Source organism: Sphingobacterium sp. SGR-19 (assembly GCF_011043555.1).
In the GTDB taxonomy this organism is placed as follows: Bacteria; Bacteroidota; Bacteroidia; order Sphingobacteriales; family Sphingobacteriaceae; genus Sphingobacterium.
Genome location: NZ_JAAKGS010000009.1, coordinates 77378 through 98952, shown reverse-complemented (window position 1 = coordinate 98952; position 21575 = coordinate 77378). Strand labels below are relative to the sequence as shown.

Genomic DNA, 21575 nt, shown 5'->3' with positions numbered 1-21575 from the left:
ACCCTTATTTAAAAAGAAGAAACAAATGATTTTTATTCAAGGTAATCAATATCAATATATAGAACATCCGGCAATAGGAGGCAAAGCCAAAAATCTATTGAAATTAGGTCAGTCGGGCGTGCATGTTCCGAAATGGGCGGTATTACCTGCTGATTTTCTTGCTGAGGTTTTCAAGCATATATCCTCCATCGAGCATACAAAAGATGTATTGCATGCTATCGACCGATACGTCTTCCCTCCTGTTGTACACGCCGAATTAAATGAATTGTTCGCTGACGTGGCCTATTTGGCCGTACGTTCTTCTGCGTTGGACGAAGATGGACGGCAACATTCTTTTGCCGGACAGTTTGAAAGTTATCTGTACGTCAAAAAAGAACAGGTACTGGAAAGCATAAAAGATGTCTGGCGCTCCGTTTTTTCAGAACGTGTGCTTTCTTACCGACAGGCCAACCATCTCGGTCCAAGTCTGGGTATCGGCGTTATCATACAGGAAATGATTGACGCCGATGCTTCGGGAGTCGCTTTTGGCATGAATCCCGTAAATGGACACCGGAAAGAGAAACTCATATCGGCGGTATTCGGCGTAGGCGAAGGTTTGGTATCCGGTGAATTGGAAGCAGATCACTATATCATCACCAACAGGCTTATCGATCGGCAGACCGTCCGCAAAAAACAGAAAATGGTGTTCAACCCGAGTGGTGCAGGTGGAACTGTATTGGTAGACGTTCCCAGAATCAATCAAAATGACCAAGCGGTTGCAGACGAAATCCTTTGGCAACTGGACGAACTACTGGATAAGCTAAGGAAATCCGTTGGATTATACCAAGACGTAGAGTTTGCCGTTAAGGACGACAATCTATATATCTTACAGACCCGCCCCATAACGGGACTCTCCAAATTGCCCGATCCAAATAGCGAATACGTTGTATGGGACAACAGTAATATCGTAGAGTCTTACCCCGGTGTAACCACGCCGTTGACCTTTTCTTTTATCAGCCAATCCTACGAAACCGTCTACAAAATATTTGTATCCATATTGGGCGTGGACGAACAGACGATCCACCGCCATCCACGTGTATTTGCGAATATGCTCGGGTTCATAAACGGTCGGGTATATTACAATTTACGCTCCTGGTATCATTTATTGGCGATGTTACCGGGGTACAGCCTAAATGCACGTTTCATGGAGCAAATGATGGGCGTTAAAGAGAGCTTCGATATTCCCGAAAGTTATCTATTGCCAAAAGGAAAAGCATGGAGACGTATTTTGAAAATGATCGTAAAAATGTACGGACATTTCAGAACCTTGCCTAAACAGCGGATAGCCTTCAAAAATTTATTGGACCGCACTATCGACAAGTACAAACGAATAGATTTTCAATCCAAGGACGCCAACGAATTGATGAATTTATACCTGCATTTCGAACGGGCACTTCTCCATCAGTGGAAAGCCCCCCTACTCAATGATTTTTTTGCGATGATATGGTTTGGATTACTCAAAAAACGTTGTGAAGAATATACAAAAGAAAATCACCCGAATATCCATAACGACCTGTTATGTGGCAGTGCAGACATCATCTCTACACAACCGATACACCGCAGTGTCGAGATCGCAACCTATATAGCAGATACACCCTATTTAAAACAAGTGTTCCTCCGTGAAACGCCCGAGGATATCTGGCAGTTTTTGCTATACGACCATCTCTCCGAAAGCAAGAAAACGAAACAGATGATTGAACAGTATATAACAGATTTCGGGGAGCGATGTGTTGGGGAGTTAAAGTTGGAAACGATTTCCTATACGCAAGATCCATCACGATTTGTGCAGGTGCTGAAATCGTACGTCGAGTCTGGAATCACAACAGCTAAAACGTCAAATCAAATAGAGGAAAAGCTCCGGACAGATGCAGAAGCCGTTATGAAAAAGGCACTGCGCCATAAACCGTTCAAAAAATGGATTTTCAAGAAAACATTGAAGCGCACCCGTGATTTGGTGAGTGCACGCGAGAATCTACGGTATGAACGAACCAGAGGTTTTGGGATTGTGCGGGAGCTATTCACCTATATCGGTAAGCGGTTCTATGAAGAAGATATACTGGAATTTGATCGTGATATCTTCTTTTTGAGCAAAGAAGAAATTTTTGCCTATATCGAAGGACGGAGCTTAACGACCGACCTAAAATCACTCGTGGCGGTACGCAAGGAAGAGCACGAGCGCTTTCAGCAGATGCCTATGCCATCCGAACGCATTGGTACCTACGGCGTTGTATACCAAAGTAACGATTTTTATAGCAAGAGCAAGATAGAAATAGCAGAAAGCGACTTAAAAGGAATCGGTTGCTGTCCGGGACAGGTCAAAGCAAGAGCCCGCGTCGTACATCATCCAAACGAAATTAACTCTTTGGATGGCGATATTCTGGTGACGACCAGTACCGATCCCGGATGGGTAACGCTTTTCCCCAGCGCCGGAGCCATCATTGTGGAGCGTGGCAGCCTGCTTAGCCATTCTGCTATCGTTTCCCGGGAAATGGGCATTCCCTGTATTGTGAGCGTAACAGGTTTATTGTCCCGTGTCAAAACAGGCGATTGGATTGAGATGGATGGAAGTACAGGTGAAATCAAGATTTTGGACGAAGAACAAGAAAATCAAAATCATGGGTAATCTGGATAAAAAAGTTGATTTCAGTATTATCCGTTATGCCAATTGTTGGGAAGATCCGGAAATTCTACTCCAAGGATTGGCACCCAAGAGCGGTTCGAAAATTTTATCCATCGCTTCCGCCGGCGACAACAGCTTTTCCATGCTTACTACCGATCCCGAACTGGTTGTCGCTGTAGATGTAAATCTGACGCAACTGTATCTTGTAGAATTGAAAAAAGCGGCTATCCGTTCTTTGGATTATGACGATGTACTTGTTTTTCTAGGTTTCCACGAGGGAGCAGACCGACTGAAATTATTCCAACAGTTAAAACAGGAATTAGCCGCTGATGTACGTCAATATTGGGAACGACATACCGATACGATAACCCGAGGTCTTATACATCAAGGGAAATTCGAACGGTATTTTCAGCTGTTTGCCAAAAGTGTATTGCCTTTCATCCACGGTAAAGGACGGGTTGAGCAATTGTTGGCACCGAAGGACGAATTGGAACAAGTCCAGTTTTACCACAAAAAATGGAATAGCTGGCGTTGGCGTTTATTCTTCAATATCTTTTTTAGCCGTTTGGTGATGGGGAAATGGGGACGTGATCCGCAGTTCCTAAAAGAAGTAGGAATAGACGTTTCTTCTTACATTTTCAAGAAAGCTGAAAAACAGTTGAAAAAAGCCCGTGCCCAACAAAATCCGATATTGCGTTATAACCTCACTGGGAATTTCGGCGAACTATTGCCACATTATCTGCAACCGGAATCTTACCCTAAAATAAAGGGCAATTTGGACAGCTTGGTTATCCGTCAAGGATTTGCCGAGCAGGTAGCGCAGGATTATGGACAATTTAATAGTATGAATTTATCCAATATCTTCGAATACATGGATAAAAAACTCTTTACGGAAACGGCGGAAAAACTGATACAGCTGTTAGCAGATGGTGGTAGAATAGGCTATTGGAATCTGATGGTACCGCGTCGTATCTCCGGTATTTTTCCGTCCAAAGTACGCTATCTGAGCAAACTATCCCAACAGCTGACAGCGGATGATAACGGTTTCTTTTACAATCAATTTATCGTGGAACAAACGTAATGGAAACGAATCTAAAAAACACGCTTATCCTCGCAGGATGCTATCTCGTACTCTTCGCATTGGGAGAGCTCTTGTATCATAGCTTGAAAGTAAAAGTCGAGTTGACAAGAAAGTTTGTGCATCTTGGCACTGGACTGCTGGCCTTACTTTTTCCTGTACTACTGGACAACCATTGGTGGGTATTGTTATTATGTGCTTCATTTGCGGTCATACTGATCTGTTCGCTACGCTTCCATTTGCTAAAATCTATCAACGCCATCGATCGCAAATCAGTAGGTAGTCTGGCTTATCCCGTAGCCGTTTATGGTTGCTATCTTTCGTACAGCTATCAAGGTTATCAATATATCTATTATTACCTTCCCATCATGATACTCGCTATTAGTGACCCTTTAGCGGCATTATGCGGCAAAAAATGGCCTTGGGGCTCCTATCGAATAGCCGGGGCTACGAAAACCGCAACAGGGTCTTTGGCTTTCTTTATCAGTGCTTTTTTGATTGCTTTCATCAGTTGGCGGTACCTGTATTTATCTGACATGCATACGAGTAAGGTGTTCGCTTTCGCGTTTATAGCATTATTGTCTACTATTGCCGAAGCTGTTAGCAAGGACGGCTATGATAATGTTTCGATTCCTTTTACAGTCGTAATAAGCATGTTATTGACACAATCATGGATAATATAATGACCACCGAAATTTACGATAAAGACCAATCCGACACATTTGCCCGCATACATGTATCGCAGGAGCATGAACGTATTCCTACAGATCATTACTACGCAGGCATTGCAGTAAAGCAGCAAGACGTTTATCTCGCAAAAGCCGTTTTGTATATCAATACGGGGATTACATATCAAGATAAAAATGTTGGGCTGGTGGGTGCATACGAAGCACAAGAAAACGAAGAGGCGGTACGGCAACTGTTTCAGACCATCGAAAAACTAGCTAAAGAGCAGGGTATAGATTTCCTTATTGGCCCAATGAACGGTTCGACCTGGGAAAATTACCGTTTTCACGATCATCCCGAAAAATCCCTGTTCTTTATGGAGATGAAACACCAACCTTATTATGCCAAACAGTGGAAATCAATAGGTTTCGAGCCGATAGCACATTATTATTCGGCCATAGCCTTCGTTGCCCCAAGGCGAAATGAAAAAATCGATCAGGTAAAAAATAGGTTGCTTCGTGACGGCATTATCATTCGAGGGATAGATATGGATGATTACGAGGCCGATTTGAAAAAACTCTATCCGTTTTTGCACGAGTCCTTTAAACAAAACTTTCTGTATACCCCCATCACTGAAACGTCTTTTTTAGAAAAATACCTATCTCTACAAGCTATACTGAAACCGGAATTTGTCCAAATAGCAGAACACGAGGGTAAAATTGTCGGCATTTTGCTGGGTACGGATGATCTTTTGAATCCAACAGACAAAACCTTGATCATCAAGACACTTGCCCGCAGCCCACAACGGTTATATGGAGGGCTGGGACTCGTATTGGTTGATGATTTTTATCAAAAAGCGGTATCCAAAGAATATCAGCGTATTATTTTTGCTTTCATGATTGACGAGGGTGATGCAACTCCCCTATCGGATCAGTACGGTGGAGATCTGCTAAAAACCTACACGCTCTATGGAAAATCCCTTTAACATCGTTAGTCTTTTTGTGCATACAGCCGAAAGGTATCCTAACAAAACGGCTATCTGGGACAAAAACGGTGATAAAATCACGTTTTCAGAACTCGCGCGGCAGGTTCGGCAAACAGCAAATTACTTCATACAAAAAGGGATAAAAAAGGGGGACCGGGTTTTACTGTTTGTACCGATGGGCATTGATCTCTACCGAAATGTACTGGCCTTGTTTTATCTAGGTGCAACCATCGTCTTCGTAGATCAATGGAGCAAGATAGACCGTTTGGATACATGTTGTCAAATGGCCGATTGCAAAGCTTTCGTGGGCAGTTGGAAAGCCCACCTGTTACGTTTCTTTTCTAAAGGCATCCGGCAGATTCCAATTAAGTTAGGATTATCTTATTCCGGAGCGGAAAATGACCAAATGTGTCAGACGCTGTCGGAGGATGCAGCACTCATTACCTTTACGACGGGTAGTACCGGAACGCCAAAGGGAGCACTGCGGACACATGGCTTTTTATACGAACAATTTAAGGCGCTGGAAGAGGAGATCAAGGCTAAGCCGTCGGATGTGGATATGTCGGTACTGCCTATTGTCTTGCTTATCAATCTTGCCGTGGGATCGACTTCCGTGATTGCCGACTTCAACTCATCGAAACCTACGAAGATCCAGCCGCGAAAAATAGTAAAACAGTTGCGGGACTATCGGGTTACCAGATTGGTGGCTTCTCCCTATTTTATCAAACGCATTGCCGAACATGTTTCCGAACATAAAATTTCATTGCCGGAATTGAACGATATCTTTACCGGTGGCGCGCCTGTATTTTTAAAAGAAGCGAAACTATACAATAAGGCATTCCGTGATAAAAATGTACAAGTTCTCTACGGTTCCACCGAAGCGGAGCCTATTAGCTCGATAACCGCAGCTGAATTGGCTTCAGAAATATATACATTCAATCTAAAACAAGGTTTACCCGTAGGATGTATTTTTCATAAAGCGCAAGTAAAGATTATTCCTATTACAGATAAATCGCTTTTCGATATTTCTTCGGAGACGTTTGAGCGTATGCCACAGCCAGAAGGTGTATGGGGTGAAATTGTTGTTTCCGGTCCCCATGTGCTCACACAATATTATGAAAATGAACAAGCTCTCCGGGTTAATAAGATCTTGATTGACGGTATCTATTGGCACCGAACGGGCGACAGCGGTTATATCCGGGATGAACGCTTATTCCTAACGGGGAGGTGCAATACGCTCATCCCGCAAGGAGAAGATTGGCTCTCTACTTTTGTTTTTGAAAACTTCGTGCAGTCTATCAACGGCGTGGAAATGGGAACGATTCTTTCCGACGGCAACGATATAAGGGCATTTATCGAATTAACCGAAGAAACCCCATCAACGAAGGAACATGTCCTAGCTGAGCTTCAACAACTGCCATTTAAGATAGCAACCGTAAAATTCCAGCAGCTGCCCAGAGATCCCCGCCACCATTCCAAGATTGAGTACGGCAAGTTAGTCTAGAATGTCATCCGCTGTATTCTTATGGCATTCAAGATCGCCAACAGTGCAACACCGACGTCGGCAAAAACAGCCTCCCACATAGTCGCTAATCCTCCTGCGCCGAGAATGAGTACAATGGCTTTAACACCGAAAGCTAGCCCAATATTTTGCCACACGATTTTCTTCGTTTGCTGGCCTATATGAATTGCCATAGGGATCTTGCTCGGTTTATCGTCTTGGATCACCACGTCTGCCGTTTCGATAGTAGCATCGCTTCCCAGTCCACCCATCGCTATTCCGACATCACTCAATGCCACGACAGGCGCATCATTCACGCCATCGCCGACAAAAGCAACGCTTTCACCTTGGGCTTTGATCTCTTTTATCTTATTTACTTTATCTTCCGGCAATAGATCTCCAAACGCATTAGGGATACCCAAAGTTTTGGCCACATGGTCTACGACGGTGTGCTTATCACCACTCAACATGGTTGATTTTACACCAAGAGATTTCAACTTATCAATCGTCAATTGAGCATCCGCTTTAATATTGTCTGCAATCGTCATATACCCCACGAATTTGTGGTCATAGGCAACGGCAATCGTCGTATAGACAATACTATTAACATCTAAATCATATTCAATTCCAAACTTATCCATCAGTTTGAAATTACCGACCAACAGGCCTTTTCCATCGACGATAGCTTTCAGTCCATGCCCTGCAATTTCTTCCGTATTAACCAGTTCGATGGAATGATCAACGTCTCCGACATACTGGTGAATTGCCGTGGCTACGGGATGTGTACTCCGACTTTCGAGAACATTGATCATTTGAAGCATTTCTTCTTTATCAGATTCCGCGCTAAAATTGACCTCTTGTACGCTGAATACGCCCTCCGTCATTGTTCCGGTCTTATCCATGACCACATTTTGGATACGGGCAAGGGTGTCTAAAAAATTGCTACCCTTTATCAGAATACCATTTCTACTAGCTGCTCCAATACCGCCAAAATAACCCAACGGGATAGAAATAACCAAAGCACAAGGGCAAGAAATGACGAGGAATACCAAGGCCCTGTAGAGCCAATCGGTAAAGATATAGTCTGCAACAAATAATGCTGGCAAAAACGTAATTCCGATGGCAAGGAACACCACGATAGGCGTATAGATTTTAGCAAACTTTCGTATAAATAATTCCGTCGGTGCTTTCTGGGAGGATGCATTTTGTACCAAAGCCAATATCTTACTCAATTTGCTATCGGTATAAGCTGTTGTTACCTTTACTTGTGATACGGTATGGAGATTGATCATACCTGCCAAAACCGTTTCGCCTCTATTTTTCGTATCGGGTTTACTTTCCCCCGTTAAGGCTGATGTATTGAACGATGCCGAGTCTGATAATAATTCACCATCCAAGCCGAGTTTTTCTCCCGGCTTCAGTTGTATGATCGCCCCAATGTCCACAGCTTCTGCTTTTACGGATTGCGGTTTATTGTTTCTTAAAATAGTTACTTCATCAGGTCGTTGGTCAAGCAGAGATTTAATGTTTGATTTTGCCCTGGAGACAGCCATCGTCTGAAATACTTCACCAACGCTATAGAATAACATAACAGCAACACCTTCCGGATATTCGCCAATGGCAAATGCACCGATCGTTGCAATACCCATGAGAAAAAATTCCGAGAATACATCGCCCTTAACCATACTCTCCACTGCTTCTTTGAGTACAGGTAAACCAACAGGAATATAAGCAACCACATACCAGATGCCCCTTATCCAACCTGTAAACCAGGGTTGTGGGAACCAATGATCCATGGCAATCCCAGCAAACAACAACAAGAGGGAAATAACAGCAGGCATAAATAGCTTGAAAATGTTGCCGTCCATGTCCGAATGTTCGTGTCCATGATCATGTTCGTCGTGATGATGCTTTTTTGTACTGCAACAACCATCTTCTTCTATAAAGTTTGCTGCGCCTGCATTGGTATATATTTTTTCTTCTGCTATACAACAAAGCTGCTTGCCCTCTGCATCGTATATATGTTGGTGTGCCATTATAGAAAAGTTTTAATGATCCTCGTATATTTCACTAATCTACACAATACTATAACAAAATCCGTACTGACTTTTTCATTCGTCTAACATTTGCCACGTTATCGAGAGACGCTGTTGACGCACGAATTTTAGAGGATTAATAAAGATATGATAAATATCTAAAGATAATAGGTCATAATAAAAAAGCCACGGACAATATGTCGTGGCTTTGCTCCTGAAGCTGGGCTCGAACCAGCGACCCTCTGATTAACAGTCAGATGCTCTAACCTGCTGAGCTATTCAGGAATTTCGTGCTTTAGAGCGCAATTTTACCCGTTTTTCTAAAGTGATACAAAGATAAAGTTTAGTTTTTAATATCCCAAAAATATTTTAAGAAAATATACATACTTAAAATAGATATTTTTTGGCACTAGACTTTTTATTGTGTTCACTATACATTTTTATCATTCTATTATAAAAAAATGCCATAAACGATCATAATTTTATTTATTGCCATATATTTATGAAAAAATACCAATCAAAGTATTACTTTTGCTAGTTCCAATAATGATTTTGAATTGAAATAATATTCAGATAAACCATGTTATTTAAAAAATAATGATTTTAGGAGTACTAAAAGAAACCAAGACAAATGAACGACGCGTAGCGCTTAGTCCGGAAGTAGTCAAACTACTTGTTAAAAAAGAATTTCGCATTCAAGTTGAAAGCGGTGCCGGACTTGGTTCCAATTTCTCCGACGGTGAATACGAAGAAGCCGGCGCGGACGTAGTATCAAAATCGGACCTTTACAATGCGGATGTCATTCTAAAAGTCAATGCACCAACGGAAGAGGAAGCTTCTAACTTTAAAACCGGAACTGTAAGCATTTCCCTGTTGTATCCTTATACACAACCGGAGTTACTGAACATCTTTAATGCTCGCCAGATAACGGCATTTGCGATGGACGCTGTGCCACGTATATCTCGTGCACAGAAAATGGACGCGTTGAGTTCGCAAGCCAACTTGGCAGGCTATAAAGCTGTGATTATGGGAGCCAACGTCCTGGGTAAAATTTTCCCATTGATGATGACTGCAGCGGGCACCATCACCCCTGCAAAGGTTCTGATCTTCGGAGCTGGGGTAGCAGGTTTACAGGCTATTGCAACCGCAAAACGCCTCGGAGCAGTGGTTGAGGTTTCCGACGTACGTCCCGAAACAAAAGAGCAGGTAGAGTCTTTGGGCGGACGCTTTTTGGTGGTAGAAACGACAGAAGAAGTTGAGACGGAGGGCGGTTATGCGAAAGAAGTTTCTCAAGAATTTCTCGCTAAACAGCAACAACTAATTAAAGATAAGATTAAAGATGCAGATCTTGTCATTACGACAGCCTTGGTCATCGGCAAGAAATCTCCACTTTTGGTAACAGCAGAAATGGTTGAGTCTATGAAACCCGGTTCCGTTATTGTGGATATGGCTGTGGAATCAGGTGGTAACTGCGAACTATCCGAATTCAACAAGACAGTCGAAAAACACGGTGTCACGATTATTGGCGAGGCTAATATCCCGTCTCTATTACCGATAAATGCCAGCCAGCTCTATGCGACTAATATTAGTGCACTTCTACTCCATTTAGCCAGCAAAGAAGGCTTTAAATGGGAAATGGGCGAAGAAATAACCAAAGGTTCGCTAATAACGCATAAAGGAGAATTGGTTCACGAACTAACAAAATCTATTTTATCCAAATAACTTTTTAAACTACAGGCTATGACTGCTGAAACTTTTATCGCTTTACTTTTTATATTAATATTGGCCAGTTACCTTGGCTTTGAATTGATAAATAAGGTTCCACCTACCCTACATACACCGCTCATGTCCGGATCGAATGCCATATCCGGTATTACCATTGTTGGAGCCATCTTAGCTTGTAATGAGCTGGGCTATCTCTCCGTAAGTAAATGGTTAGGAATGCTCGCACTCATTTTGGCGACGATTAATGTTGTCGGAGGCTATGCTGTGACCGACAGGATGCTAAAAATGTTTAAGAAAAAATAAACATTACACTTCTATCCATTAATATTACTTCAAGCAAAAAAATGAATATTATTATACAATTATCGTATTTGATAGCCTCTGTACTCTTTATAGTAGGTATTAAAATGTTAGGTCGCACGAAGACTGCCCGCAAAGGAAATGTTGTTTCTTCTATCGGTATGTTTATTGCAATCCTCGCAACGGTCGTTCAAGTGGAGGCTATCTCCCTAATCGATATCTTAATATGCGTACTCATTGGTTCTACTATAGGGCTTATTATCGCCAAGAAAGTAGAGATGACCAAGATTCCGGAAATGGTTGCAATATTCAACGGCTTCGGTGGATTGGCCTCGCTGTCTGTCGCATTATCTGATTTTTGGTTAAATACCCAACAAAGAGGGCTGGAGGTAGACAACATCACGGGAATCAGCGTCGCTCTAAGTATCCTCATTGGCGGGATTACCTTTACTGGGTCGCTTATCGCTTTTATGAAACTTAGCGGACGTATTTCCGGCCGAGCTATTGTCTTTACTGGCCAACATCTTATCAATTTGGTCTTACTAATATTATCTGTCGGTATTGTCATATTTGCACTGACCGACTTCTCCAACCCAAATTACATGATAATACTGGCAGTATTGTCCCTAGTGTTAGGGATCCTAGTCGTTATTCCCATCGGGGGGGCCGATATGCCGGTTGTTATTTCCTTATTGAACTCCTATTCCGGGATGGCGGCTTGTGCGACTGGCTTCGTGCTCAACAACAACGCACTCATTGTAACGGGAGCATTAGTTGGAGCCTCTGGTATTATTCTTACACAGATCATGTGTAAGGCCATGAACCGTTCATTGATGAATGTGCTTCTGGGAGGATTTGGTCAGACGTCTGCCGCAGGCGGAGAAGTCGACGGCCCACAAATTACGGTTAAAGAAGTCGGTGTCGAGGAAGCGGCACAAATCTTTGATTCTGTGTCTTCATTGATTATCGTCCCTGGTTACGGAATGGCCGTAGCACATGCACAGCACATCATCCGGGAACTGAGTGAGCTTTGTGAAAAAAACGGCGTAAACGTCCGCTTCGCCATCCACCCTGTAGCGGGCAGGATGCCTGGTCACATGAACGTATTATTGGCAGAAGCTAATATCTCTTATGATAAACTGATCGAGATGGACGAGATAAATGATGATTTTGCTAACACTGATCTCGTATTTGTAGTCGGCGCCAATGATGTCGTAAATCCTGCAGCCAAAACAAATCCGAATAGTCCGATCTTCGGCATGCCGGTACTCAATGTCGAAAAGGCACAAACCGTTATCGTCAGCAAAAGAAGCATGGGGAAAGGGTATGCCGGAATCGAAAATGAATTATTTGGTGCGGATAATTGTTTGATGCTATTTGGTGATGCCAAGCAAACTATAACGAAACTAGTCGGTGAATTAAAAGAACAGGGATAAGAAAAGTTTATCTTTACTTTTAAAAATAAAAAATCCGTTTTTCTTGTCGAAAAACGGATTTTTTATTGGGCTCCTCAGGCTGGGCTCGAACCAGCGACCCTCTGATTAACAGTCAGATGCTCTAACCTGCTGAGCTACTGAGGAATTTATTTTTTTGTTTCTATCAAGCAACTTAAGAAACCAATGCTCTTGATTAACGGGTGCAATATTAAACAATATTTTTAAATTCACAAACTCATTTTGCTGCATATTTAAAGCAAAAACACAAACAATTTGTAAGTCAATACTTTAAATTTTCGATTCGAAAAAGCTTCAAGTTTCTCGCAGTAGCATATCCATTAAAATGATAAGTAAACGACAAAATATTGTTTTTTTTTATAATAATTTCTTACTTTAACTCCTTATGTAGCGGGACGAAGAAAAATTAGTGTTATGATTGATATTGTAAGACGTTATTCCTATTTATTTTTTGGCATTTTACTGTTCTCCTGTAATAACGGAACATCGGACACCACAGAAAACAAAAATGAAAAAAATGAGCAGGAATCCCCCGCTAAAAAAGAAACGATTCGCAACATTCTTTTTTTCGGCAATAGTCTGACAGCAGGCTATGGTTTAGATGACCCGCAAGAGGCTTTCCCCACACTGATACAAGAAAAAATAGATTCCTTAGGTCTGCCCTACCACTGTATAAATGCAGGGCTGAGTGGAGAAACAAGTGCCGGAGGAAAAGAACGTATAGATTGGTTATTACAGCAACCGGTCGATATATTTGTATTGGAACTCGGTGCCAACGACGGACTGCGAGGGGTATCTACCGCATCCACCTATGAGAATTTAAGCGATATTGTAGAAAAAGTGCTGAAAGCAAACCCCGACTGCAAATTAGTACTTGCCGGAATGAAAGTGCCCCCTAGCATGGGGCAGGAATACTTCAACGAATTCGAAGCGCTGTTTCCTCGCCTAGCCAAACAATATGATATGGCTTTAGTACCTTTTCTGCTAGATAATGTAGCCGGTATAGGAGACTTAAATCAAGCAGATGCGGTGCACCCGACTGCCGAAGGACAAAAAATCCTCGCCCATAATGTGTGGGCTGTTCTAGAACCCTTACTCTAAAAAACAACAATGTCATCCACTATTTTACAATTGGACCAAGTTTCTAAAAATTATAATCTTGGCAATACCGTCATTCCTATTTTAAAAAATATCAACATGGAGATCAATACTGGCGATACGGTATCTATAGTAGGTCCTTCAGGTAGCGGCAAAACAACTTTGCTAGGTTTATGTGCCGGTTTGGATCAATGCAGTGAGGGAACGATTACCTTGAACGGGATAAAACTCAACGGACTTACGGAAGATCAATTGGCACAGGTACGCAATGAACATGTTGGATTCGTGTTCCAGAACTTCCAATTACTCCCTACACTCACTGCACTCGAAAATGTATTGGTTCCCATGGAACTACGTGGAATGCGAAATATGAATGATAAGGCCATTGCTTTACTGGATCGCGTGGGCTTGTCAACGAGAGCCGGCCATTACCCATCACAGCTATCCGGTGGGGAACAGCAGCGTGTATCTTTAGCCCGAGCATTTGCCAATAGCCCCAAGATATTATTTGCAGACGAACCGACGGGAAACCTTGATGCGGAAACCAGCAAGGTGGTAGAAGATATGCTCTTCGAACTGAACCGTGAATCAGGAACGACATTGGTCGTTGTTACCCACGATATGGAACTCGCGGCAAAAACACAACGGATAATCCCCATTAAAGGAGGAACGATATTATGAATTGGCGATGGATTTTCCTGATGGCGTGGCGTGATAGCCGAAAAAACCGCTCCAGGTTATTGCTTTTCATTTCTTCCATTGTATTCGGTATCGCTGCACTGGTCGCTATGAAATCCTTTAACGAAAATCTAAAACGGGATATCGATACGCAGGCGGCGCTACTTATCGGCGCCGATCTAGATTTACGGAGCACGCGAAAACCGGATAGCTCGACATTGGCTTTTATTGATTCCATTAAGAATTTAAGCGAACAAATGGCGACCGAAGAACGGTTTATGTCGATGATCCGTTTTCCAAAAGCCGATGGCTCACGTTTGGTACAAGTCCGCGCTTTAACAGGTGATTTTCCTTTCTATGGAAATTTGGAAACGCTCCCGCATGATGCCTATAAACGTTTTGGAAAAGAACCGGAAGTTCTTGTCGAGAAAACACTCCTGATACAGTATGGTGCCGAGGTGGGAGATTCGGTTCAACTGGGCATAAACGATTTCGTCATCAGTGGAAACCTTGTGGCCCAACCGGGACAAACAGCTATGCGCGGAGCGATGGCACCTACCGTATTTGTTCCTCTGGAACACCTTGAAAATAGTGGATTGCAACAAACGGGAAGCCGGATCGAATACCATTATTATTTCAAGTTTCCCGTCCAATTCCGGACGGACGATTTTGTAGAACAACAGAAAGAACGCCTTACACAGCTCCAGCTGCGCAGTGCCACGATATCGACCACAAAAGAAAATACGGGTCGTTCATTCTCCGATATGGCTCATTTCATGGAGCTCGTCGGTTTCGTCGCGTTGCTATTGGGTTGTATTGGTGTATCGAGTGCGGTTCACATTTATATCCGGGAAAAATTGGTATCGGTAGCCATACTGAGATGTTTGGGCACGAGTTCACGTCAAGCCTTTTTTATCTTCCTTATACAATTTGCGGCCATTGGTTTAATAGGCGGCATATTAGGTGCAGCATTGGGAACATTAATCCAATATGCAATTCCCATCGTCATGCAAGATATTGTCCCTGTTGCACTGAGCAGTCAAATATCCTTGAAAGCGATAACGGAGGGTATAAGCTTAGGATTAGTAATTTCCGTACTGTTTGCTTTATTGCCTCTTGTTTCCGTGAGACATATTTCCCCTTTACATTCGTTACGGGTTAGCGACGAGCCGCACCAACTATGGAAAGACAGCCTAAGATGGTGGATCTATTTGTTGATCTTGACTTTTATCATTGTATTCGCGCGCCTACAGTTGAACGGATGGACACAAACCTTATTTTTTATGGCGGGCTTGGGCTTTACATTCGCTCTCCTATATGGTGTGGCAAAGGGGTTCACGTATTTAATTAGACGGTATTTTCCAAAAAAATGGCCGTATCTATGGAGACAGGGATTATCCAATCTATACCGGCCGAACAATCAAACTATTGTATTATTAATTGCCATCGGGTTAGGCACTGCCTTGATTGCAACCTTATTTTTCGTGCAGGATATGCTCTTACAACGGGTGAAGATAGCATCCGCCGAAAACCAGGCCAACATGGTGCTTTTTGACATCCAACCTCCACAACGGGATACCATTAAAAACATGACGAGAGAAGCTGGATTACCCGTTGTAGAAGATGTTCCGATTGTTACCATGCAACTCACGGCTATCAATGGCAAAAGGGCAAATGATTACCTATCGGATTCGACTTCAACTATTTCCGCGAGATCGTTCCGAGGAGAAATCCGGGCAACCTTCCGAGATTCGCTCACGTTATCCGAGAAAGTGGCAGAAGGTCGCTGGATAGGCAATACAACACCGGGAGAAGTTGGACAAGTATCTTTGGAAAAAAGTTATGCCGACAGAATCGGTGTAGCGATTGGAGACAGTCTACTGTTCAACGTACAAGGAGTCGAAATACCCGCCATAGTAGGCAGCTTTCGAGAAGTGGACTGGAACCGTTTTCAATCAAATTTCAGGGTGGTTTTTGCAAAGGGCAGTATTGACAACGCTCCAAAGTTTTATCTGATGATGACGCACGTTGACGACGAAAATCAATCAGCCACATTTCAGCAAGCGGTTGTCAACCGCTTTCCCAATGTATCCGTCATTGATATCAATACCGCAATTGACATTTTGGAGAGTCTATTGCAAAGAATCGCCTTTGTCATCCAATTTATCGGCTCTTTTAGTATTCTGACCGGACTTGTGGTTTTAATCGCGTCTGTAAGAATCAGCAAATACCAACGTTTACGGGAAAATGTGCTTTTGCGGACTTTAGGAGCCAGTCGCCGTCAGGTATTTACGATAACAGCAAGCGAATACCTGCTGCTAGGTATACTAGCTTCAATCACCGGTATCATCATAGCACTTATTGCCAGTAATCTTTTAGGCATATTTATATTTGAAACGTCCTTTGTGCCGTCAATCGTCTTTATTTTAGTATTGACAGTACTTGTTTCGATACTTACTGTCGGTATAGGCATAACCAACAGTCTATCGGTGCTGAACCGCTCTCCTTTGGAGGCGCTGCGAAAAGAATAAAATATTTCCGCATACACACTACCGGTTTGGGGCTATAAAAGCACGCCACCCAATATCAGTGTGGCAATAGTGAAATAAATAATTAATCCCGTAACATCCACCAACGTCGAGACAAATGGTGCGGACGAACTTGCCGGATCTGCGCCTAATCGACGAAGGATGAAAGGAAGCATCGAGCCGGTCAGGGAACCCCACATTACCACACCTACTAGGGATAAGCTGACCACTAATCCGACCAAAACCCAATATTCTCCATACGCATGGGCAAAGGCCTCCCATCCTGCAATACGAGCAAATCCTAAAGCGCCTAATATTAACCCCAAGAATAATCCCGAAAGAATTTCGCGTTTCATTACCCGCCACCAATCCATCAATGTTACTTCCCCCATCGCCATCGCCTGGATAATCAACGTTGATGCCTGGGAACCACTATTTCCTCCACTCGACATAATCAGCGGCATCAGTGCCATCAAAAAAACGGCTTTCTCCAGCTGTCCTTCAAAATGCTCTATCACGGTAGCTGTTAACAATTGCCCTAAGAAAAGTACAATAAGCCAACCGCCACGCTTTTTCACCAAATGGAAGATAGATACATCCAAATAAGGTTCATCTAATGCTTCCGTACCCCCGATACGTTGCATATCTTCGGTATATTCTTCGTTAGCTACCCAAAGGATATCATCGATGGTCACAATACCCAGCATAATATCCTGCTCGTCCACGACCGGAAGGGCGACCCGGTTATTCATCCGGAACACGTTGACAGCTTCCTCCTGCGGGTCGTCAGCATGCAATGATATTAAACGGCTATCAATCAAATCCTCCACCTTTGTATCGGGGTCTGAAATAAGAATATCCCTTATCCGAAGGTCATCTATCAAATGCCCTTCACCATCGATAACGTACAATACGTCGATTGTTTCAGAAGCATTACCATACCGTCGAACGTGCTCCAACACACGAGTAATATTCCAATGCGGCTTTACAGTAATATAATCAGGCGTCATCAGCCGTCCCACGCTATCTTCCTGATATCCCAAAAGTGATAAGGCTTCTTTACGCTCCTCGGGAGAAAGCATAATGATAAGGTGTTTCACGACATCGCCTTTCAGCTCGCTGAAAAAAGATGTACGATCATCGGGTGGCATTTCGTTGATTAGCTCACGTACTTTGTTTGCTGATAATTTTTTAAATATACGCTCTTGCGTTGGGAAATCTAAAATACCAAATACCCGGACAGCTCGGTTTATATTAAGGGTTTCAATAAATAGTGCGGCATGTTCTGGAAGTTCATCGATTAGCTCTTCAACGTCAGAAATGTTCTGCTCGTTTAGAAAGTTTTGTAATTGATCGATATTACCGGACTCAATCCAATTTTCTACAAGCTCTATCTGCATTTCTAATTCTTCCATAAGCCCTCCTATTTTAAATCCTACATTGGTATCAAATTATTTTTGTCGCAGCAAAAGTCGACTTTTTAGTTGGTAATAACAAAAAGTACAGACAACTGTTTATCGTCACATTTCCCACCACCACGTAAATGACAATATGTCATCAACGAAAACAATTATTTTTTTGCTGCACCCACGCTGGAATGGGTTACCAAAGCTTCCTTATGTTGTATGCGAAAGTAATTATCATCATCGGAAGCGCAACCTCCGATCTAATTCAAATATATCACGAACCCGGTGATGATTCTTTTCTTGACAACACCCTTTCAACTTTCATTTTTCGTCACCGAAGAAAACAACATATTGATCACAGTGAAATCTAACAATTTTATCCTATCTTGCGGAGAAAATATAATGACTATCACCAAAAACATACATGTACTTTGTTAATGTCATAACCTGTTAATAATCATAGAAAAACATTCTTTTTTTCAATATAAAAGAACAATGATTAAAAACACGTATTCTATTAACAGTCATACATTTAATAAAAACAAATAAAGTAAATATTCAGAAAAAAAGCTAAAAACAAACTAACAATATTAGCAAATCGAGTTAATTAAAAAAATTAAATGAATAAAACCATATATATCAGCATATTAACATCATTAATATTATTAATAAATTCACAAAAAACCAAAGGACAGATTATTGACAACGACCAAGCGCATTCTTCTGTCAAATGGCGTCAGATTGATACCGAAAATTTCCATCTTCTCTTCCCAAGCGCTTTTGAAAATGCAGCGAAAAAATTGGCGGAACAGCTCCCGAAAATACAACAGAAAAGTCTCAAAAGTTTGCGGACCTCTCCTCCAAAAATAACATTGGTTTTACAAGGAAACCACCTTATGCAAAACGGATTTGTACAACTTGCTCCACGAAAATCCGAGTTGTTTGCTGTCCCCTCTTCCACTGCCGATAATCAAGAATGGCTGCCGAATTTAGCTTTACACGAACTTCGGCATGTTGCCCAATTTGACAAATTGACAGGAAAAATGAAAGCCCCTTTTTTCGAACAACTCGCCTTCGCCCTCTATGGATTGAACTTACCTGCCTGGTATTTCGAAGGCGATGCGGTACAGGTTGAAACGATGTATAGCGAAGGGGGACGCGGACGACTTCCTTCATGGGAAATGCCTATACGCGCCAATATACTTTCTGGAAAATCATATGGTTTTAATAAGTACGTTTTGGGCTCTTTTAAAGACAATGTTCCATCCTATTACACGATTGGTTTCTTTATGAGCAGCTACTTAACCAACCATTACGGCATCGCCAGCCACGAGAAAATATTGACCGATATGCGCGGCAAATTACTACGTCCCTTCAATTTCCAACGAGCCATAAAATTAGTTTCCGGGGAAAAACCAGCCGGTATTTTTGACAGCACCATCTCGGAACTAACAAAAAAATGGGAACAAGAATCCCCTACTTCATCAGACAAACCTAACCTGCCTACGAAAAACAGCCGATATCCCAGCGATTATTTATTACCGCAAATGAATCGAGACCAAGAGCTATATGTACTTAAATCCTCTCCTACCGCAGTTAATGAAATCAAGCGTTTGGATAGTTTGGGGAATGAGACCGGTGTCGTCAAAACAGGTATACAAATAACACCTTATTTTCATCTTCGAAACAACGAGATCGTTTGGGACGAATATCGCAAACACGCTCGATTTGGCAAACAAACGTACAATGTAATCAATGTATATCATATAGAAACGGGGCACACCAGGACATTGACAAAAGCATCGCGCTTTTACTCCCCTGCTTTTCATCCGATCCGCGATGAAATAGTCGTTGTTGAAGTAAACCCGGCAAATATAAGCAGACTGGTTATACTCGATTCCAAAACAGGCGAAATACGGGATAGCGTTGCTGTTCCTAACGGAATGCATATACAACAGCCGAAATATGATACCTCCGGCGACAAAGTTGTGGCTATCACCGTTACGGAACAGGGAACAAATCTAGTGGAATTCAACTTGATAACTAAAGAGCTTGATCTCGTCCTTCCATGGGGAAACCAGCAATTGGAACGTCCTTTTTATTATCATGACAATATTATTTTCAAAGCACACAACGACGGTATTGATAACATCTACCTATTCAATAAAACTACCGGGCAACATAAGCTAACGGACGTTGCATTTGGCGCATTCAACCCAGCTATCGCCGCAAATGGATCGCTATTATACAATGATTATCAATATAATGGATACAAACTTGCGCAGAAGGAAATAGCGCTTTCCACAACCCGACAGACTGAACAGATCCGTCTCCCCTATATTTCTCCGACGTTGAACAGCCTGCAAAGAGACAGTTTATCGAATGATCCGCCCTTCCCCATCGTTGTTAAAAACTACAATCCCAGCAAGCACGCCATCAATTTCCACAGTTTGTCTATCAGCGGCACCAATTTTGAAAGTTTTGACAATTACATTCCAGGCATATTCTGGTTATCAAACGACGTATTAAACACCACACAGGTTAAACTCGGCTATGAGTTTGATTCGGACATATCAAAAAGTCGCTATTCCGCAGAAGTTTCTTATAAGCGTTATTTCCCTACATTCACTGCCCGATACATGAATAGAGGAATGGTAGGCAATGCCGTATCGGGGAATAACCCAAATAACATCATGATGTTTGATTACCGTGACCATCATGCAACCTTTGAAATGTCTATTCCCCTCTCCGTCTACCGGCGCAATATGGTATATAGTTACGGTGTTAATTTTGGCACATCCTATACAAAACGCTACAATACCAGTTTACAACTGCAAAACTTCCAGGATGTGATTGCTTTCCCATTGAATTATCAAGTATATATCAATAGAAATAGCATGCGAAGCAAGATGGATCTAGCGCCACGCTGGGGGCAAAACTTCAGCGTTACCTTTCGCCACCGTCCGTTTACCACAGGGTCATCTGGAGAGGTGCTATCGCTACGCACCAATTTCTATTTTCCGGGCCTATGGACAAATCATAGCTTACAATTGCGGTTTGCTGCACAGAAGAATAGCGGTATATATTTAGGAACATATGATATTCCGATGGTTTCGGGATGGGGACATTTTAATTCGCCCATTGTCAAGAATACGGCGATGGCAAGCTACAGACTGCCCCTCTTCTATCCGGATTGGAGCATTGGTTCCCTCGCTTACATTAAACGTTTCCAAGGATTGTTATTTTCGGATTTCCAAAATGTGGACGAAAGCTTAGCTCCCAAAAGTTTTGGTATAGGGTTATCGGCTGACTTAAATGTATTCCGATACGTATTGCCTGATATCAATGTATCAACGAGACTCACATACATCAATGACAATACAGCATCTAACAAAATTGTCCCTACCTTTGGGTTTAGTTACAGTTATTAAAAATAATACGCCACCTATTAATTTAATATA

At 42.3% G+C, this 21575-nt stretch carries 14 protein-coding genes and 2 tRNA genes; 12 read left to right on the top strand and 4 right to left on the bottom strand.

Translation table 11 applies throughout. The features are described 5' to 3' along the window. The first annotated feature begins 25 nt into the window (after positions 1 to 25). The 5 genes from G5B43_RS15725 to G5B43_RS15705 are packed head-to-tail and all read left to right on the top strand — an operon-like array spanning position 26 to position 6892. The gene (locus G5B43_RS15725) at positions 26 to 2662 is read left to right on the top strand and encodes a PEP/pyruvate-binding domain-containing protein (RefSeq protein WP_165295759.1); all 2637 of its coding nucleotides are present in this window, start codon (positions 26 to 28) and stop codon (positions 2660 to 2662) included. Further along, positions 2613 to 3740 carry a DUF3419 family protein gene (locus tag G5B43_RS15720; RefSeq protein WP_317167530.1) on the top strand — a complete coding sequence of 376 codons (1128 nt, stop codon included), beginning with the start codon at positions 2613 to 2615 and terminating at the stop codon, positions 3738 to 3740. Before G5B43_RS15725 ends, G5B43_RS15720 begins: the two co-directional genes overlap by 50 nt. Further along, complete coding sequence (locus G5B43_RS15715) at positions 3740 to 4420, top strand: phosphatidate cytidylyltransferase (protein ID WP_165295758.1); 681 nt, start codon at positions 3740 to 3742, stop codon at positions 4418 to 4420. The genes G5B43_RS15720 and G5B43_RS15715 overlap by 1 nt, the downstream gene beginning before the upstream one ends. Beyond that, a complete protein-coding gene (locus tag G5B43_RS15710) occupies positions 4408 to 5388 on the top strand; it encodes a hypothetical protein (protein WP_165295757.1) in 981 nt (326 codons plus the stop codon). Before G5B43_RS15715 ends, G5B43_RS15710 begins: the two co-directional genes overlap by 13 nt. Further along, entirely contained in the window at positions 5372 to 6892 is a 1521-nt protein-coding gene (locus G5B43_RS15705) for an AMP-binding protein (protein ID WP_165295756.1), read from the top strand. The genes G5B43_RS15710 and G5B43_RS15705 overlap by 17 nt, the downstream gene beginning before the upstream one ends. On the opposite strand, the gene G5B43_RS15700 is transcribed toward G5B43_RS15705, so the two are convergent. Together G5B43_RS15700 and G5B43_RS15695 are read right to left on the bottom strand one after the other, a co-directional pair. Beyond that, a complete protein-coding gene (locus tag G5B43_RS15700; protein ID WP_165295755.1) occupies positions 6889 to 8925 on the bottom strand; it encodes a heavy metal translocating P-type ATPase in 2037 nt (678 codons plus the stop codon). The genes G5B43_RS15705 and G5B43_RS15700 overlap by 4 nt on opposite strands. Before the next feature lie 211 nt (positions 8926 to 9136). Then, positions 9137 to 9210, bottom strand: a tRNA-Asn gene (locus tag G5B43_RS15695). Between the two features lie 312 nt (positions 9211 to 9522). On the opposite strand from G5B43_RS15695, the gene G5B43_RS15690 reads away from it, so the two are divergent. Genes G5B43_RS15690 through G5B43_RS15680 form a run of 3 tightly spaced genes read left to right on the top strand, consistent with a single transcriptional unit; the run spans position 9523 to position 12386 of the window. After that, complete coding sequence (locus G5B43_RS15690; protein WP_165295754.1) at positions 9523 to 10647, top strand: Re/Si-specific NAD(P)(+) transhydrogenase subunit alpha; 1125 nt, start codon at positions 9523 to 9525, stop codon at positions 10645 to 10647. Positions 10648 to 10665: 18 nt separating this feature from the next. Then, positions 10666 to 10953 (top strand): NAD(P) transhydrogenase subunit alpha, encoded by a 288-nt coding sequence (locus G5B43_RS15685; protein WP_165295753.1) that lies wholly within the window; start codon positions 10666 to 10668, stop codon positions 10951 to 10953. Between the two features lie 41 nt (positions 10954 to 10994). Beyond that, complete coding sequence (locus tag G5B43_RS15680) at positions 10995 to 12386, top strand: NAD(P)(+) transhydrogenase (Re/Si-specific) subunit beta (RefSeq protein WP_165295752.1); 1392 nt, start codon at positions 10995 to 10997, stop codon at positions 12384 to 12386. Positions 12387 to 12456: 70 nt separating this feature from the next. Here G5B43_RS15680 and G5B43_RS15675 read toward each other — a convergent pair. Further along, a tRNA-Asn gene (locus tag G5B43_RS15675) sits at positions 12457 to 12530 on the bottom strand. A gap of 288 nt (positions 12531 to 12818) precedes the next feature. Between G5B43_RS15675 and G5B43_RS15670 the strand changes: the two genes are divergently transcribed. The 3 genes from G5B43_RS15670 to G5B43_RS15660 are packed head-to-tail and all read left to right on the top strand — an operon-like array spanning position 12819 to position 16711. Continuing rightward, positions 12819 to 13505, top strand: a complete 687-nt coding sequence (locus G5B43_RS15670; protein WP_165295751.1) for an arylesterase — start codon at positions 12819 to 12821, stop codon at positions 13503 to 13505. Between the two features lie 9 nt (positions 13506 to 13514). Next, positions 13515 to 14183, top strand: a complete 669-nt coding sequence (locus G5B43_RS15665) for an ABC transporter ATP-binding protein (protein ID WP_165295750.1) — start codon at positions 13515 to 13517, stop codon at positions 14181 to 14183. Beyond that, entirely contained in the window at positions 14180 to 16711 is a 2532-nt protein-coding gene (locus G5B43_RS15660; RefSeq protein ID WP_165295749.1) for an ABC transporter permease, read from the top strand. The genes G5B43_RS15665 and G5B43_RS15660 overlap by 4 nt, the downstream gene beginning before the upstream one ends. 32 nt (positions 16712 to 16743) lie before the next feature. On the opposite strand, the gene mgtE is transcribed toward G5B43_RS15660, so the two are convergent. Continuing rightward, complete coding sequence (gene mgtE / locus G5B43_RS15655) at positions 16744 to 18123, bottom strand: magnesium transporter (RefSeq protein ID WP_165295748.1); 1380 nt, start codon at positions 18121 to 18123, stop codon at positions 16744 to 16746. 611 nt (positions 18124 to 18734) lie between these two features. Between mgtE and G5B43_RS15650 the strand changes: the two genes are divergently transcribed. Then, on the top strand, positions 18735 to 21545 hold the full coding sequence (locus G5B43_RS15650; RefSeq protein ID WP_165295747.1) for a hypothetical protein: 2811 nt from the start codon (positions 18735 to 18737) through the stop codon (positions 21543 to 21545). The last annotated feature ends 30 nt before the right edge of the window (positions 21546 to 21575 follow it).

What these genes read in the sequence shown, in the direction of transcription:
- G5B43_RS15685 (WP_165295753.1), top strand. Translation starts at nt 10,666, where the DNA reads ATGACTGCTGAAACTTTTATCGCTTTACTTTTTATATTAATATTGGCC.
- G5B43_RS15660 (WP_165295749.1), top strand. Translation starts at nt 14,180, where the DNA reads ATGAATTGGCGATGGATTTTCCTGATGGCGTGGCGTGATAGCCGAAAA.
- G5B43_RS15725 (WP_165295759.1), top strand. Translation starts at nt 26, where the DNA reads ATGATTTTTATTCAAGGTAATCAATATCAATATATAGAACATCCGGCA.
- G5B43_RS15705 (WP_165295756.1), top strand. Translation starts at nt 5,372, where the DNA reads ATGGAAAATCCCTTTAACATCGTTAGTCTTTTTGTGCATACAGCCGAA.
- mgtE (WP_165295748.1), bottom strand. Translation starts at nt 18,123, where the DNA reads ATGGAAGAATTAGAAATGCAGATAGAGCTTGTAGAAAATTGGATTGAG.
- G5B43_RS15680 (WP_165295752.1), top strand. Translation starts at nt 10,995, where the DNA reads ATGAATATTATTATACAATTATCGTATTTGATAGCCTCTGTACTCTTT.
- G5B43_RS15690 (WP_165295754.1), top strand. Translation starts at nt 9,523, where the DNA reads ATGATTTTAGGAGTACTAAAAGAAACCAAGACAAATGAACGACGCGTA.
- G5B43_RS15670 (WP_165295751.1), top strand. Translation starts at nt 12,819, where the DNA reads ATGATTGATATTGTAAGACGTTATTCCTATTTATTTTTTGGCATTTTA.
- G5B43_RS15710 (WP_165295757.1), top strand. Translation starts at nt 4,408, where the DNA reads ATGGATAATATAATGACCACCGAAATTTACGATAAAGACCAATCCGAC.
- G5B43_RS15715 (WP_165295758.1), top strand. Translation starts at nt 3,740, where the DNA reads ATGGAAACGAATCTAAAAAACACGCTTATCCTCGCAGGATGCTATCTC.
- G5B43_RS15700 (WP_165295755.1), bottom strand. Translation starts at nt 8,925, where the DNA reads ATGGCACACCAACATATATACGATGCAGAGGGCAAGCAGCTTTGTTGT.
- G5B43_RS15650 (WP_165295747.1), top strand. Translation starts at nt 18,735, where the DNA reads ATGAATAAAACCATATATATCAGCATATTAACATCATTAATATTATTA.
- G5B43_RS15665 (WP_165295750.1), top strand. Translation starts at nt 13,515, where the DNA reads ATGTCATCCACTATTTTACAATTGGACCAAGTTTCTAAAAATTATAAT.